Here is a 13,634-nt window from a genome sequence, read left to right as displayed (position 1 = left end):
TCGTCAATCGAACCGTCTTCAGCGGGCGTCCAGGCGGCTGACCGCCTTCTCGAAGGCGGTGCGTTCGTCCGGCTTCGGGGTGTAGCAGACGATCTCGTCGAACCCGATGTCCCGGTAGCGCTCGGTCAGCCTGGACAGTGCATCAGGGCCGGACCACGGCTGCAACGAGCCGTACGCGAGCAGGATCCGTCGGACGGTGGACGGGTCGCGATCGCGTTCCCCACAGAGTCGATCCAGCGTGCGCATACGCCGAATCGATCCCTGGTAGAAGTTCTCTTCAGCCGCCGAACCCGCGAACGTGACCCATGCATCGGCGTGGCCCGCCACCACGTCGAGACTCGCCGGCGCGTTCGCGGCCACGATCAACGGAATGCGCTGCTGTACGGACGCCGGGCTCATCGCGGCGTCGTGGTACGAGTAGTACGCGCCGTCGTGGTCGCCGACATCTCCGGACAGCAGCCGGTCGACGATTCCGACGAACTCACCCAGCCTCTCCGACCGCTCCTTCGCCGCCCACAGTGGCACGCCTGCCATCGCATGATCCGTCGGCCACACGCCGGCGCCGATGCCGAGCTGGAAGCGGCCTCCCGAGACATGGTCCAGCGTGACCGCCTGCTTGGCCAGAAGCATCGGACTCCGGAACACCACATTCGCAATCAGCAAGCCGATCGAGATCCGGCTCGTGGTCGCCGCCCACGCCGCGAGAAGTTCCGGACCGGCGTGCACAGGAGTCGACGGATCGCGAGGATTACGCATGTTGTCGCCGGTCCACAGACCGTCGAAGCCGACCTGCTCGGCCATCGCAGCCCATTCTGATGCTTCGTCCCACGTCGCGGGATTCACCTTGAGCCCGTACCTCATCCGTCCCCACTCCCTCGGTGCCCGCTCCCGGGCGGCGGAACAGAGTCAACCTCATAGACAAGGCTCTAGGTCAAGCGGCGCCGGCAGCCACGGCGGCGATGCCAGGAGGATCATGCCACGGTGATGACGAGCTTTCCTCGGGCGTGGCCTTCGGTCAGGTAGCGGATGGCCTTCGGTACCTCTTCGAGCGGGTACTGCCTGTCGACGACCGGGGCGACCTGGCCGGACTCCAGCAGCGGGATGAGGTCGAGAAGGAACTCGTGCTTCCCGGAGTTGACGAACGTGCCGAGTCGCTGCCCGACGAACGCGGACAGCAGCATCGCCCGGAGCTGCCGGTCGGTGCCGCCGAGCCACTTTCCGTCGGTCTCGCCACCCATGATGACCAGCGTCCCGTTCGGCGTGAGCGTACGGCGCAGGCGCGACAGAGGCGTGTTCCCGGCGATGTCGAGGATGACGTCGTACCGGTTGCCGGCGGCGGTGAAGTCCTCCTGGGTGTAGTCGACGACGTGGTCGGCGCCGAGCGATCGGACCAGATCGAGTTTGGTGGTGCTGCAAACGGCGGTGACGTCGGCCCCGAACACCTTCGCCAGCTGTATTGCGTAGCTGCCGACTCCCCCGGACGCACCGGTGATCAGGACCTTGTCGCCGTGCTGGATGCGGCCATGGTCACGAACCCCTTGGAGCGCAGTCATTGCCGAGATCGGGACCACCGCGGCTTGCTCGAAGGTGAGGTTCGCCGGCTTCGGCGCGAGCTTGGTCTCAGCGACCCGGGCGTACTGCGCGAAGGTGCCGATTCCGATGCCGAACACCTCGTCGCCAGGCTGAAATCTGGTGACGTTCTGACCGATCGCCTCGACGACCCCGGCGACATCCATGCCGAGCACGGGGTTCTTCGGCGTCCGGAGACCGTACCCGGCCAGCCGGATCGGGTACGGCAACCCGGCCATCATGTGCCACACCCCGCGATCCACGCCGGCCGCGCGGACGCGGACCAGTACCTCGTCGTCGCCGATCGTGGGCTTGTCGATGTCGCTGAGCTCGAGCACGTCCGTCGAGCCGTAGGTCTTCTGGGTGGTGGCGAGCATGGTGATTTCCCCCTGCGTACACGCCGGTTCCGACCGGCCGCGAAACATACTTACATTGTATGCTTACGCTGTAAGCTACGCGCGTTGGACAAATCCGTCCAGGGCTGAAGTCCGCGAAGCAGCAGCTGATCGCCAGGAGGCGTCCGATGTCGGCAGCGAACACCGAGCGCCGCGCCCCGCTGAACAGAGAACTGGTGCTGCGAGCGGCGATCGCGCTCGCCGACCGGGACGGGATCGAGTCGCTGACGATGCGGAAACTCGGTCAGGCGCTCGGGGTCGAGGCGATGTCGCTGTACAACCACGTCCGGAACAAGGACGACATCCTTGACGGCATCGTCGATCTCGTCCTGGGCGACATCGACATACCGCCCGCCGGCACGCACTGGAAGACCGCCATGCGGCGACGATCGATCTCCGCCCACGAAGTCCTGCTGCAACATCCCTGGGCGGCGATGCAGATCATGTCGCGGTTCAACATCGGCCTCGGGATGACGCGGTACCTCGACGCGACGCTGGGGCGGCTGCGCGAGGGCGGCTTCTCGATCACCGGCGCGCTCGACGCCTGGCACACCCTGGACAGTCACCTGTTCGGGTTCACCCTCCAGCAGCTCAACCTGCCGTTCGGAGCGGACGAGGCCCCGCAGGTGTCGGCCGGCGTGATCGGCGGGATCCCGGTCGACGAGTACCCGCACGTGGCCGAGATCATCGGCCACGTCATGCAGCATGGCCGGGTGGAGGACTTCGAGCTAGGCCTCGACCTCATCCTCGACGGCCTCGAAAGAACCCTCGCTCACGACTGATACAGCTCGATGCAGCGACACACGGTCGCTGGCGGACAGGACGGTCACGTCGACGTCACCGTCCAGCTCGTGCCGAACCGCCGGCGCCGCCGTCATTCCCCCGAAGTTGGCGCCGAGCACCAGGCACCGCCCGCAGCAGTGCCGATCAGCCCTTCAGCCCACGGCCATTCGCCCCACGTGGCGGACATGCCGAGCGACTGCGCTATTTCAGCTTTTCGTCGAAGAAGGTGAGGACTCGGTCGACGCCCTCCTGTTGGCGGTGCTCGGTGAGAGTGGCGTGTTTGCGGCCGGGGAACTCCACGGCGATGAAGTTCGCGCCGAGCTCGCGGCGAAGGGTGTCGAAGCGCGTACCGACCGCGGGATCGCCCTGGTAGCGCAGACCGAGCACCTGGCATCCCGCGGCGACCTTCGCCTTCACGGACTGGAGATCGTCCGGACTCAGTCCCAGGTCGGCCTTGCGCGCCTTGCCCACCGGCGCGGGAGAGGCCGGCTGGGCGAGGACCGGCGCGACGACAGGTGCGTCGGCCAGCATCGCGAGGGCGAAGCCACCGGTCATACACATGCCGACGGCTCCAACTCCCGGGCCTCCCAGCTCTTCGTGCAGTTCGCGAGCCAGCGACCGCAGCCAGCCGGCCACGGGCGTCGTGCGCCCCATGGCGAACATGGTGAACTCGCGGCTGACGCAGATACTCGCAACGCTCCGGATCGACTCCAGCGCCGTGGCCGGTGCCCCCGGCCGGCCGAACAGCGACGGCATCACGACAGTGAAGCCACGAGCCACCACCTCTTCGGCGAACTCCAGCACCGCGGGCGTGATGCCGGGGATCTCGTGGATCACGATCACACCGGGCCCGCTGCCCTTCCGGTACGTCGGGTGCGTGACGCCGTCGACCGTACGGTCGCTGAGGTCCCAGGAATCGAGTGAGCTCATGACACCGGACCCTAGGCGGCGCCGGGGTGCAGATCAACGACCTGTGTGGGCTCTGAGAGCGGAGCAGACTTTGGTCCCGCCCGCCAGAGTCCAAGGACCCTCCTCGGACGCCGTCCAGGCACCGAAGGTGGAGGTAGGAGGTCCAAACCCTCGGAGGAGGAGTCATGGCCGGCAGCTACATCCACTGGGGAGTCATCCAGATCTCGGTCACCAACCTGGTGATCATCGTGGCGATGATCGTGGTCTTCGCGCTCGCGATCGCCGTACCGTTCGGGCACGGCGACAGCAACAGCGACTGGGACGATCGGGACCGATCATGACCTCGATCGCCAGCCGTTCTGCGGCACACGACCGCCACCGGCCCGCCAAAGGCAACTGGACGACCCGGCTGCGCACGCGGCTCGGCCGGACGGTACCGCCCGGCCAGCTGCTCCCGGACCGTCAACCCGTGTACGTGAGCTCCTGGATCTACGTCTTCGGCGCGCTCACGCTGGCCGCCCTGCTGATCGTGCTGATCACTGGAGGCGTCCTGGCACTCGGCGGCCCGACCTGGTGGCATACCTCGTCGACCGGCCACTTCGTGAACTCGTTGCATCTGTGGAGCGTCGAGCTGTTCTTCGCGTTCATGGTGATCCACCTGTGGGGCAAGTTCTTCATGGCCGCGTGGCGGGGCAAGCGGGCGCTGACCTGGATCACCGGCGTGATCTGCTTCGTCGGATCCATCGGTACGGCGTTCACGGGGTACCTGTCGCAGTCGAACTTCGACTCCCAGTGGATCAGCGCCCAGGCCAAGGACGGCTTGAACTCGGTCGGCATCGGCGCGTGGTTCAACGTGCTGGACCCCGGTCAGATGCTGATGTGGCACATCGCGCTGCTGCCGACTCTCGTCGGCGTCATCGTGGTGCTGCACGTGATCCTGGTCCGGCGGCACGGCGTCGTACCACCGATCGACGCCGACACCGATGCCGACACAGCGACCGAGGCAGCGGCGGCTGCCGACGCTGACGAGGAGGCCTCGTCATGACCACGATCACGACCACCCGCCGGCGCCGTACGCCGGACTCCCACGACTTTCCGACCCGCTCGTACGACCTGGTCAAGGAGTTCGTCATCGCACTGGTCGTGGTGGCGGTCCTCACCACGGTCCTGGCCGCTGTGTTCTCGTCGCCGGACGAGAAGTCGATCTCGCTGTCCGACTGGGCACAGAAGGCGCCGAACGACGTGGTGGCGACCGCGACGGGCGAACTCGCCGGTACGACGACCAGCGCCCAGTACGGGCCGCCGTACAACCACGCCGCGACCGGGCAGACGCTCGGCCCGCTCCAGCTGCAGAACTCGGCCGGCGTACGGATCCCGGTCGACTCCGCGAACGACCTCGTCATCACGCCGCTGCGGGGTGTCAGCGGAGACAACGAGCTGACCGGCGCGCTGCAGACCTGGACGTCGGCAACCGCCACCCACCAGCAGGAATGGGCGGCGGCCTACGCCGACGCGCTGTCCAACGCACCGGACGGCGACCCGGCAGCGGTCAAACCCTCGGCCGCCTTCGGACCCGTCCCAGTGCTCGGCGCGAAGTTCCTCGATCTGGCCCGGTCCGGCGGCCTCGAGGGTGCATTGGATGCCCACGGCAACTTCTATCAGGGCGACGCCACCCGCGGCCTGTTGCTGCTCGCCGACGGCGCCTACCTGGAGGACCAAGCCCGCGCGAGGAACCTCGGCGGCGACCAGTGGGGCATGATGAACGAGACCGGCAACTACCCGGGCCAGCCGTGGATGTGGCTGTACACCTTCTGGTACCAGGTGAAACCGTTCTCGACCTCGGACAACGCAGACGCCCAGGTCTGGGCGCTGATGATGATCCTGACCCTCGCCCTCGTCCTGGTCCCCTTCATCCCAGGCCTGCGCTCAATCCCCCGCTGGATCCCCCTCCACCGGTTGATCTGGCGCGACTACTACCGCCGCACGACTCCTCAAAAAGTTGAAGGTCCCACGTAGGAGGGCCGTTCGGCACTGCCGCCGTGCCGACGCCGGCTGATGTGCTGGGACTGACTCGAAGGAGGATGTGATGTCGAAGAGAATCCTGGTCGCGTATGCCAGCAAGATGGGCGCCACCGTGGGCATTGCCGAAGCGATCGGCGACGAACTCCGCGCACACGGGCACGAGGTCGACGTACTCGACGTCGCGCGCGTCAAGGACCTCACGCCGTACGACGCAGTCGTCCTGGGCAGCGCGATCTACATCCGCCGGTGGCGGCAGGACGCCGTACGGTTCCTCCGGCACCACACCGAGGAACTGCGCCAGCGGCAGGTGTGGCTGTTCCACAGTGGCCCGGTCGGACCTGACAAGGACGAGGATCAGGCGATGCCACCGGCCGTACGTCACCTCGCGCACGAGATCGGCGCTACCCCTGCCGTTACGTTCGCCGGGCGCCTCGAACGGGCCACCGCCACGAGCTTCCTGGCTCGTCGCCTCGCGAGCGGGTCGCTGGCCGGCGACTTCCGTGACTGGGACAAGATCCGCAGGTGGTCCGCCGACATCAGCGCCGCCATCGAAGCCACCCAACGCAGCACCTGGCACCGCCCACCAGCCGACCCGGCCGCCAAGCCCACAGCCGGCCACTTCCTCGGCTGAGCCCCCGATGAACCTACAGACCGCTGGGTCGAGCAACCTCGGCACCCGGATCCGGTATCGCCGGAAGGCGCTGGGTCTCAGTACGGCCGAAGTCGCCGAACGTGCCGGGCTGGCGCCGAGCCGCGTCGAGTACGTCGAGTCCGGGCCTTCCGCCCTCACCGGCGCCGAACTCGTCCGGCTCGCGCACGCCCTCGACCTGAGTGTTCAGGACCTCACCACGGAGCGAACCAAGGCGCACCACCTGTCACCGGTCGCGCCGACACTCGAACCGATGCGGAAGGTGGAGTGCAGGCGGCTGATCGAAGCCGGCACCGTCGGCCGGATCGCCTACACCGGCGCCGACGGCATCGTCGTGATCCCGGTGAACTACTGCCCGCTGGGCGAGCGCATCGTCTTCCGGACCGCCGCCGACAGCGCGGTCGCCCAGTACGACCTCGAACCGATCGTCTTCGAACTCGACTCCTTCGACGAAGGCATGCACGACGGCTGGAGCATCCTGGTCAACGGCACGGTCCGCCCGGCCCTCACGGCCGAGATCGAGGCCGTCCACGTCACCCCCTGGGCCGGCGGCACCCGAGACACCTACCTGACCATAGAACCCCACCGCATCACCGGCCGCCGCATCCGCGCCTGGTGACCACCTTGAGCCGAACGGCCTACCGGTCCCGGGACGTATGCACCTGTCGACCACCCGTCAACAAGCCGACGATCGAATGGAAGAACCGCACGCTCGCGGAGGTGACCGACCTGATGAACACGCAACTGACCGACGACGAGGTCGGCATCGTGCTGGCGGCCGCCGTGCACGCGCCGTCGATGCACAACACGCAGCCCTGGCGCTTCGAGGTTCAGGGGCCGGTGGTCGACGTACTGCTCGACGAGGAACGGCTGCTTCCACTCGAAGACAGGTCGGGGCGCGCCGCGCACATCGGCATCGGCGCGGCGATCTTCAACGTCCAGGTAGCGGCCGCGATGCTCGGTCACGAGACCCGCGTCGTGGTGCAACCCGATCCGACCCGGCCGGACGTCACAGCCCGGGTCTTCCTCGCAGACCGCTCGACGCCGGTTCCGCCTCTCAGCGGCCTGTACGGCGAGATCTCCGAACGGCACACGTACCGGGGTCCCCTGCTCGACCAACCGATCCACCCGACCGTACGACGCGAGCTGAACGCGGCCGCGCAGGCCGAAGGCGCCGAGCTGCACTGGCTCACCGCCACGAGCGACCTGGCCGCGCTGCTCTCGCAGACCGACGCCGAGGATCTCCACGACGAGGCACGTGTGCACGAACGGCACAACTGGATCGGCGGCGACCGGCCGGGCGACGGAATCCCCGAAAACGCACTGGGTCCGCAGCCGGTCCGTCCTGCGTTCGTTCGCGACCTGTCCGCCGGTTTCGGCAGCACGCATCGCAGTCAGGCCGTCTTCGAGACCGAGCCGAACATCGCCGTACTGACAACCGCCGGCGAGCACACCGGCGCCTGGGTGCAGGCGGGCCTCGCGTTGCAGCACGTGCTCCTGGTCGCCACGTCGTACGACCTGACCGCATCCTTCCTCGACCAGCTCCTCGAGCGGCCGGCGCCTCGCGCCCAGGTCCGCAACCTGATCGGCGGCCGCGACTGGCCGCAGCTGGTGATCCGGATCGGCTACCCCGCACAGTCCAACGGCCACACGGGTCGCCGGGAGTGGCGCACCTCGTTCGACCGATGGTTCTAGGACAAGGAGAAACTCCATGATCACGCAGCCTGCCCCGATCGTCGTCGGGTACGACGGCTCGACCGGCAGTCAGAGCGCCCTCCGCTGGGCAACCGCTGAGGCCGTCCGGACGATGGCACCACTCCGGCTCGTCGAAGCCTTCGAGCTCGTCATCATCACGCGGCCGTCACCCGGGAAGATCGTCCCGCTCGACGCGGTCCGAACCGCCCGACAGAAGGGCCTCGACGCGGTCGCCGAGAGCGTACGCCTCCACCACCCCGAGCTCACCGTCGACACGATCCTGGAAGGCGGCGCGGCCGCCAAGGTCTTGATCGAGGCCGCCGACGACGCCCGGCTGGTCGTCCTCGGATCACGCGGCCTCGGCGGCTGGAGCGGACTGCTGGTCGGCTCGGTCGCCGTACAGGTGACCACGCACGCACCATGCCCGGTCGTCGTGATCCCGCACGAGCCACGGCCGCCCGCGCACCAGGGCTCGACCGTCGTCGTCGGCGTGGACGGTTCGAAGTCCTCGGCCGAGGCGATCGACTTCGCGTTCGAGCAGGCCGATGCCCTGCACGCGCAGGTCGTCGCGGTGCACGCGTGGACGAGTCCCTTCCTCACGTACGCCGACGGCGCATCGATGCTCCAGTTCGACGAGGAGAAGGTCCGCGAGGAGGCTCGGCTGCTGGTAGCCGAGTCCGTCGCCGGCGCAGCGGCAGACCACCCCGACGTCCAGTGGACCACCGAACTCGAGAACGGCTCGGCCGGGCAGGCTCTGCTACGGCGCTCCGAGTCGGCCGACCTACTGGTTGTCGGTACGCGAGGCCGAGGCGGCTTCACCGGGCTCCTGCTCGGATCGGTCAGCCAGACCGTCCTGCATCACACCCACTGCCCGATCGCCATCGTCCGCTGAGGTCCCGATCATCCGCTGAGGTCCCCATCGTCCGCTGAGGTCGCCATCTCCGAGGGAGGCGCCATGACCAACGAACTGCCTGTGCTGGTGGGGATCGACGGGTCCCGCGACGGTCTGATCGCGCTGACCTGGGCGGCCGCGTACGCTGCCATACGCCAAGCGCCGCTGCATGCCGTGCACGTCCTCGACGACGATCAGCACCAACCTCCGGGTGCGCCGTACGACGGACCCGACGACGGCACCGAGGTGCTGGGCGATGCACTCGACGAGCTCGAGCGGCTCGGGTTCCGTACCGGGTTGCTCGAGGTCCGGCACGGACATCCGGCGCAGGTACTGCTCGAACTCTCCGAGCGTTCGCAGGCGCTGGTCGTCGGCCGCCGTGGCATGGGCGGATTCGCCGAGCTGGTGCTCGGTTCCACGTCGCAGGTGTGTACGGCGCTCGCCACCAAGGTGCCGCTGGTCGTCGTACCGGACACCTGGGATCCCGCCGCACCTGCGCGGAACCGGTTCGTGGTCGGCGTCGACGGATCCGCCGAAGGGCAGGAGGCGTTGCGTTTCGCCTTCGAGCTCGCGGGGGCGACCGGCGCGGAACTCGTCGGCGTCCACGCGATCGAGGTGCGCGAAACCTACTCGGACCCGAACAGCTGGTTCGACCCGAGCCGGCCGCGGAACGAGACCGCCGACGAACTGCTGGCGCAGACGCTCGACGGCTGGATCGCGAAGTACCCGGACGTCACCGTCCACAGTCACGGCGTCGTCGACCACCCGGTGCTCGTCCTGGCCCGCGAGTCCCAGGACGCGGACCTGGTGGTGGTCGGCGGCGTCGGTCGTACCGCGTTCTCCGAACTGCGGATGGGCTCCGTGGCCCGCGGCCTGCTGTACCACTCGGCGAGCCCGGTCGCCGTCGTACACCACCCGGAGCGCTGATCAGGGCTGCGCGGCCCAGTCGCCCCGGCCACAGCTTGCGGACACCGAGAAGGGATCTGGCGGACTGGATGGTCAGGGCTGGTCGCCCAGCAGAGCTATCGCGCGCGTCTCGGGGACTCCCAGCATCAGCAGGCTTGTGATCGTCGCTGCCCGGGCGCCGAGCGGACCGTTCGACAGGTCGCTGTCCGCGATGGCGAACACGGTGCCGTAGGCAACCTGGCTCAGAATGTCTGCGGGCAGGTGCTGTGCGAACACGTCGCTGTCCTGGCCACGTTTCACCAGGTCGGCGAGGAGCTCATCGACCGGCCCGAGCAGGCCGTGGATCGCCTCGCCGTACTCGCCACGCCGCAGCGCCACCAGCACTCGGTACCGGTGCGCCACCGGCCAGACGCGGGCGATGAATTCGACCCACATCGCGTCCGGTTCTGCGTCGGAGGCGTTGACTTCGGTGAGTACGGCTGTCATCTCGGCGACGGCGCGTTCGGTGAGTGTCCGAACCAGGTCGAGGCGCGACGGGAAATGGCCGTAGACGGTGCGACGCACGACGCCGGCAGCGGACGCGAGGTCGCCCATTCCGGCGTCCGGGTTCTCTCCCAGCACCTCGAGGGCGACGTCGAGGATGCGATCGCGTGTCTCGTTCATCGAACGCAAACGGGAGGACTCGGTGGCCACAGCACCATCATTGCACATCGGTGTGCAATGGAGTAGATTGCACACCAGTGTGCAACGGACAGTTGCCCCTCGAAGCTCAGGAGATGAAGGCAATGACCGCACCGGCGCAGCCGACCTCGGCCCTCGTCCGCCCGTTCACCGTCTCGATCCCGGATTCGGAGATCGACGACCTGAAGCAGCGACTGGCCAGAACTCGCTGGCCGGATCCGGAAACGGTGGGCGACTGGTCGCAAGGGGTCCGCGTAGAGAACGCCACATCTCTGGTCGACTACTGGGAGCGCTGCTACGACTGGCGGCGCTTCGAGTCCGAGCTGAATCGCCTCCCCCAGTTCCTGACCGAGATCGATGGACTGGACATCCACTTCATCCACGTCAGGTCCAGGAATCCCAACGCGATGCCGCTGATACTCACGCACGGATGGCCCGGCTCGATCGTCGAGTTCCTGAAGCTGATCGGCCCGCTGACCGATCCGGTTGCGTTCGGAGGAGACGCCGCCGATTCATTCGACGTCGTCGTCCCGTCGCTCCCCGGGTTCGGGTTCTCCCAGAAGCCCACGGACACCGGGTGGACGGTATCGCGCATCGCAAGCACGTGGGCGGAGCTGATGAAGCGTCTCGGCTACACGAGCTGGGCCGCGCAAGGCGGCGATTGGGGTGCCGTCGTCACCACCGCCCTCGGAGCCATGCAGCCTGAGGGGCTTGTCGGAATTCATCTGAACACCCAGTACGCCTTTCCCGAACAGATACCCGACACCTTGTCGCCCGAACAGCGCTACGCCGTGGAGACCCTCGCCCTCTACACCGGCGAGCTCGGCGGGTCGAACCACCTTCAGCGCACGAAGCCGGAGACTGTCGGATTCGCCCTGGCGGACTCTCCCGCTGGTCAGGCGGCCTGGATCTACGAGAAGTTCCAGTCCAAGACCGACAACCACGGGCTCGCCGAGGACGCCCTCAGCGTCGACGACATGCTCGACGCGATATCCCTCTACTGGTTCACCAACAGCGCAGCATCGTCCGGCCGGATCTACTGGGAGAACAAATCGGCGACTCTCGCCGGCCCGAAGCTGACGCTTCCGGTCGCGGTGACCGTCTTCCCGAGGGACATCCCACGCCTGCCACGAAGCTGGATCGAAGACACCTACAGCAATCTGATCCACTACGGCGAGGCCGACAAGGGCGGGCACTTCGCGGCCCTGGAGCAACCCGAGATCCTGGTCGACGAAATCCGAACCGGTCTGCGCACCCTCCGTTCCTGACGCCAATTCACTCTGCTCAGTGGGGGCAGTAGTAGTCGGCCAGGTCGACGCCGACGGACGGGTGGGGGCCGCGAACCGTCGAGACGTCGCCGTTGGCGTTGAACGAGATCCAGCCGGCATCGAGGAGCAGCGTGCCGCCGTCGGGCGCGATCAGCTGGATCGGCTTGCCCACGACACGCCAAGAACCGTCCGCGGCGTAGAACGCCGTCGCGGCGCCCTTCTCCACCGGAAGCCGCGGGTCAGCAGACACGAAGGTGCGCTCATCGTGAAACACCTGCGATCCGTCGGGATAGGTCATCAGCGTCCAGTGCTCGGTCACTGTCGTCTTCGTGGTGATTCCGCAGAGGTCGAGGTACAGATCATCGTCGAATGTGTCGTGCACTGTCCCTCGCTCGATCTCTGGACCTTGGGCAGCCGCCGGCGCTGCAGCGGCGAACGGCAGCGCGAACACGATCGCAGTGCCGAGCGCGAGGATTCGGATCAAGGCGCACCTCCAGGAACAAGGCCCGAAGACAGGGCCTCCGAACAGCTGCGACGGAATCATGGGGCCCTCTTGGGACCAGCGCTCCGTGCGGCTAACTAAGTACCGACACTGTCGCGCGTGGTCAGGTCCCGGGACAAGAGCCCGGCCTCCCGGCCACCCGGGTTTTGCCCTGGCTCATGCGGGACTTTCTCCCGCGAGGATGGTCTCGTCACGGGCCTCCTGGTCGAGATTGGCTCTTACAGTGTTCTGTGACGTCAGATCTCCGTGAATTGAGACGGCGCCTGAGTTGAGTCCCGCGAGTTTTCCGCGTCGGCAGCGAGCGATGCTGCCGCACCCTCGACCACAGCGCGGGCGTGCCTGGGTCGCCGCTACCACGACGCCTCTTCACGAACGGTCGCCAGGTAGCCGTCAGATTCGCGCACCAGCGCATCGAGGTTCGCATCATCGGTGGGCACCGAACCCGTCTCACGGCAACCACCCTCCGCGCGGCACAGTCAGGAGTTGCACGGCACGGCCAGAAGGGCCATTCAGGATCGAATGGTCTTGGCCCAGCAGCAGGTGTAGCGCATGCTCTCTCCGCTTGAGGGCGAGATTCACGCCGTGACATCGGCCGAGCTCGCCAGGCGCCGCAAGCAATCCCTGGACCGAGGCCGGCGATGTCAGGCGCCGACCGACAGGATCGCGAGCGGAGCCGAACACGACGGCGGCGGCGAGCGCGCCGACCGGCGGCACGCTCAACCCGCCCCGAACCTCAGCGGCCCCAACCACGAGCACGACGACGGTCGAGACCGGGAGCCGACCGAGCACCAGTACGGCCGGTGCGGGCATCACAAGGACTGGCGGAACTACAGCTATCACGTGATCGTCGGCACCGAAGGCGACGACGTCATTCACGGCGGCCCCCGGCATCGATGACATCGAGGGCAACGACGGGAACGACATCCTCTACGGCGGGGGCACCAAGCTGGTCGGGGACTACGACACGATCTTCGACGACACCCACGACCTGTACGGCATGTACGCCGGCGACGACGTCCTGGTCGGCGGCACTCTGTCATCCGGCAAGCTGATGTACGGCGGCCCCGGCAACGACCTCCTCATGCCGACCGCGATCCGCGCGATCCAGAACTTCCTCGACGGCGGCGACGGCAAAGACATCCTGATCGCCCTGAACTTCAGCACCGGGCCCAACACCGATCACCTCGACGTCGACCAAACACCGCGATCACCGCGCACTTCACCAGCAAGTGCGCGGAACGCCACGGGTGTTGAGATTGGATCGTTATCTCAACACCCGCGCTCCCAAGCTGGCCGGACCTCAACACGCCGAGTGTCGAGAAGCGTGTTGCAAATTCGGAGGGTCTAACAGCTCCGCGCCGTG

At 67.4% G+C, this 13,634-nt stretch carries 17 protein-coding genes; 12 read left to right on the top strand and 5 right to left on the bottom strand.

The window, feature by feature from the left end; genetic code table 11:
- Positions 1-18: 18 nt before the first annotated feature.
- Together ACZ5BU_RS21805 and ACZ5BU_RS21800 are read right to left on the bottom strand one after the other, a co-directional pair.
- On the bottom strand, positions 19-861 hold the full coding sequence (locus ACZ5BU_RS21805) for an LLM class flavin-dependent oxidoreductase (RefSeq protein ID WP_465701473.1): 843 nt from the start codon (positions 859-861) through the stop codon (positions 19-21).
- Positions 862-971: 110 nt separating this feature from the next.
- A complete protein-coding gene (locus ACZ5BU_RS21800) occupies positions 972-1,994 on the bottom strand; it encodes an NAD(P)-dependent alcohol dehydrogenase (protein ID WP_465701471.1) in 1,023 nt (340 codons plus the stop codon).
- A gap of 98 nt (positions 1,995-2,092) precedes the next feature.
- On the opposite strand from ACZ5BU_RS21800, the gene ACZ5BU_RS21795 reads away from it, so the two are divergent.
- Positions 2,093-2,746 (top strand): TetR/AcrR family transcriptional regulator C-terminal domain-containing protein, encoded by a 654-nt coding sequence (locus ACZ5BU_RS21795; RefSeq protein ID WP_465701469.1) that lies wholly within the window; start codon positions 2,093-2,095, stop codon positions 2,744-2,746.
- A 202-nt stretch (positions 2,747-2,948) separates the two neighbouring features.
- On the opposite strand, the gene ACZ5BU_RS21790 is transcribed toward ACZ5BU_RS21795, so the two are convergent.
- The gene (locus tag ACZ5BU_RS21790; RefSeq protein WP_465701467.1) at positions 2,949-3,677 is read right to left on the bottom strand and encodes a dienelactone hydrolase family protein; all 729 of its coding nucleotides are present in this window, start codon (positions 3,675-3,677) and stop codon (positions 2,949-2,951) included.
- A gap of 164 nt (positions 3,678-3,841) precedes the next feature.
- Here ACZ5BU_RS21790 and ACZ5BU_RS21785 point away from each other — a divergent pair, with 164 nt between their 5' ends.
- The 8 genes from ACZ5BU_RS21785 to ACZ5BU_RS21750 all read left to right on the top strand — a co-directional run bounded on the left by ACZ5BU_RS21785 (position 3,842) and on the right by ACZ5BU_RS21750 (position 9,841).
- Positions 3,842-3,997 carry a hypothetical protein gene (locus ACZ5BU_RS21785; RefSeq protein WP_465701465.1) on the top strand — a complete coding sequence of 52 codons (156 nt, stop codon included), beginning with the start codon at positions 3,842-3,844 and terminating at the stop codon, positions 3,995-3,997.
- Positions 3,994-4,701, top strand: a complete 708-nt coding sequence (locus tag ACZ5BU_RS21780) for a cytochrome b N-terminal domain-containing protein (protein WP_465701463.1) — start codon at positions 3,994-3,996, stop codon at positions 4,699-4,701. Before ACZ5BU_RS21785 ends, ACZ5BU_RS21780 begins: the two co-directional genes overlap by 4 nt.
- Complete coding sequence (locus ACZ5BU_RS21775; RefSeq protein ID WP_465701461.1) at positions 4,698-5,672, top strand: hypothetical protein; 975 nt, start codon at positions 4,698-4,700, stop codon at positions 5,670-5,672. Before ACZ5BU_RS21780 ends, ACZ5BU_RS21775 begins: the two co-directional genes overlap by 4 nt.
- A gap of 70 nt (positions 5,673-5,742) precedes the next feature.
- Entirely contained in the window at positions 5,743-6,309 is a 567-nt protein-coding gene (locus ACZ5BU_RS21770; protein ID WP_465701459.1) for a flavodoxin domain-containing protein, read from the top strand.
- A gap of 7 nt (positions 6,310-6,316) precedes the next feature.
- Entirely contained in the window at positions 6,317-6,946 is a 630-nt protein-coding gene (locus ACZ5BU_RS21765) for a helix-turn-helix domain-containing protein (RefSeq protein ID WP_465701457.1), read from the top strand.
- 101 nt (positions 6,947-7,047) lie between these two features.
- A complete protein-coding gene (locus tag ACZ5BU_RS21760) occupies positions 7,048-8,022 on the top strand; it encodes an Acg family FMN-binding oxidoreductase (protein ID WP_465701455.1) in 975 nt (324 codons plus the stop codon).
- A 16-nt stretch (positions 8,023-8,038) separates the two neighbouring features.
- On the top strand, positions 8,039-8,914 hold the full coding sequence (locus tag ACZ5BU_RS21755) for a universal stress protein (protein ID WP_465701453.1): 876 nt from the start codon (positions 8,039-8,041) through the stop codon (positions 8,912-8,914).
- Positions 8,915-8,977: 63 nt separating this feature from the next.
- Positions 8,978-9,841: a universal stress protein gene (locus ACZ5BU_RS21750; protein ID WP_465701451.1), complete on the top strand. Its 864-nt coding sequence runs from the start codon at positions 8,978-8,980 to the stop codon at positions 9,839-9,841.
- 72 nt (positions 9,842-9,913) lie between these two features.
- On the opposite strand, the gene ACZ5BU_RS21745 is transcribed toward ACZ5BU_RS21750, so the two are convergent.
- Positions 9,914-10,483, bottom strand: a complete 570-nt coding sequence (locus ACZ5BU_RS21745; protein ID WP_465701450.1) for a TetR/AcrR family transcriptional regulator — start codon at positions 10,481-10,483, stop codon at positions 9,914-9,916.
- Between the two features lie 113 nt (positions 10,484-10,596).
- On the opposite strand from ACZ5BU_RS21745, the gene ACZ5BU_RS21740 reads away from it, so the two are divergent.
- Positions 10,597-11,769: an epoxide hydrolase family protein gene (locus tag ACZ5BU_RS21740; RefSeq protein WP_465701448.1), complete on the top strand. Its 1,173-nt coding sequence runs from the start codon at positions 10,597-10,599 to the stop codon at positions 11,767-11,769.
- Between the two features lie 16 nt (positions 11,770-11,785).
- On the opposite strand, the gene ACZ5BU_RS21735 is transcribed toward ACZ5BU_RS21740, so the two are convergent.
- The gene (locus tag ACZ5BU_RS21735) at positions 11,786-12,253 is read right to left on the bottom strand and encodes a hypothetical protein (RefSeq protein ID WP_465701446.1); all 468 of its coding nucleotides are present in this window, start codon (positions 12,251-12,253) and stop codon (positions 11,786-11,788) included.
- A 567-nt stretch (positions 12,254-12,820) separates the two neighbouring features.
- On the opposite strand from ACZ5BU_RS21735, the gene ACZ5BU_RS21730 reads away from it, so the two are divergent.
- Complete coding sequence (locus ACZ5BU_RS21730) at positions 12,821-13,168, top strand: hypothetical protein (protein ID WP_465701444.1); 348 nt, start codon at positions 12,821-12,823, stop codon at positions 13,166-13,168.
- A 100-nt stretch (positions 13,169-13,268) separates the two neighbouring features.
- Complete coding sequence (locus ACZ5BU_RS21725; RefSeq protein ID WP_465701442.1) at positions 13,269-13,619, top strand: hypothetical protein; 351 nt, start codon at positions 13,269-13,271, stop codon at positions 13,617-13,619.
- Positions 13,620-13,634 lie beyond the last annotated feature (15 nt).

Source organism: Kribbella sp. NPDC031520 (genome assembly GCF_055580825.1).
Note: the sequence above shows the minus strand (reverse complement) of the source record. Positions and strands in the feature narration are given on the sequence as shown.

What these genes read in the sequence shown, in the direction of transcription:
- ACZ5BU_RS21800 (WP_465701471.1), bottom strand. Translation starts at nt 1,994, where the DNA reads ATGTTTCGCGGCCGGTCGGAACCGGCGTGTACGCAGGGGGAAATCACC.
- ACZ5BU_RS21725 (WP_465701442.1), top strand. Translation starts at nt 13,269, where the DNA reads ATGTACGCCGGCGACGACGTCCTGGTCGGCGGCACTCTGTCATCCGGC.
- ACZ5BU_RS21750 (WP_465701451.1), top strand. Translation starts at nt 8,978, where the DNA reads ATGACCAACGAACTGCCTGTGCTGGTGGGGATCGACGGGTCCCGCGAC.
- ACZ5BU_RS21775 (WP_465701461.1), top strand. Translation starts at nt 4,698, where the DNA reads ATGACCACGATCACGACCACCCGCCGGCGCCGTACGCCGGACTCCCAC.
- ACZ5BU_RS21740 (WP_465701448.1), top strand. Translation starts at nt 10,597, where the DNA reads ATGAAGGCAATGACCGCACCGGCGCAGCCGACCTCGGCCCTCGTCCGC.
- ACZ5BU_RS21730 (WP_465701444.1), top strand. Translation starts at nt 12,821, where the DNA reads ATGCTCTCTCCGCTTGAGGGCGAGATTCACGCCGTGACATCGGCCGAG.
- ACZ5BU_RS21790 (WP_465701467.1), bottom strand. Translation starts at nt 3,677, where the DNA reads ATGAGCTCACTCGATTCCTGGGACCTCAGCGACCGTACGGTCGACGGC.
- ACZ5BU_RS21755 (WP_465701453.1), top strand. Translation starts at nt 8,039, where the DNA reads ATGATCACGCAGCCTGCCCCGATCGTCGTCGGGTACGACGGCTCGACC.
- ACZ5BU_RS21770 (WP_465701459.1), top strand. Translation starts at nt 5,743, where the DNA reads ATGTCGAAGAGAATCCTGGTCGCGTATGCCAGCAAGATGGGCGCCACC.
- ACZ5BU_RS21765 (WP_465701457.1), top strand. Translation starts at nt 6,317, where the DNA reads ATGAACCTACAGACCGCTGGGTCGAGCAACCTCGGCACCCGGATCCGG.
- ACZ5BU_RS21745 (WP_465701450.1), bottom strand. Translation starts at nt 10,483, where the DNA reads ATGAACGAGACACGCGATCGCATCCTCGACGTCGCCCTCGAGGTGCTG.
- ACZ5BU_RS21795 (WP_465701469.1), top strand. Translation starts at nt 2,093, where the DNA reads ATGTCGGCAGCGAACACCGAGCGCCGCGCCCCGCTGAACAGAGAACTG.
- ACZ5BU_RS21805 (WP_465701473.1), bottom strand. Translation starts at nt 861, where the DNA reads ATGAGGTACGGGCTCAAGGTGAATCCCGCGACGTGGGACGAAGCATCA.
- ACZ5BU_RS21785 (WP_465701465.1), top strand. Translation starts at nt 3,842, where the DNA reads ATGGCCGGCAGCTACATCCACTGGGGAGTCATCCAGATCTCGGTCACC.
- ACZ5BU_RS21780 (WP_465701463.1), top strand. Translation starts at nt 3,994, where the DNA reads ATGACCTCGATCGCCAGCCGTTCTGCGGCACACGACCGCCACCGGCCC.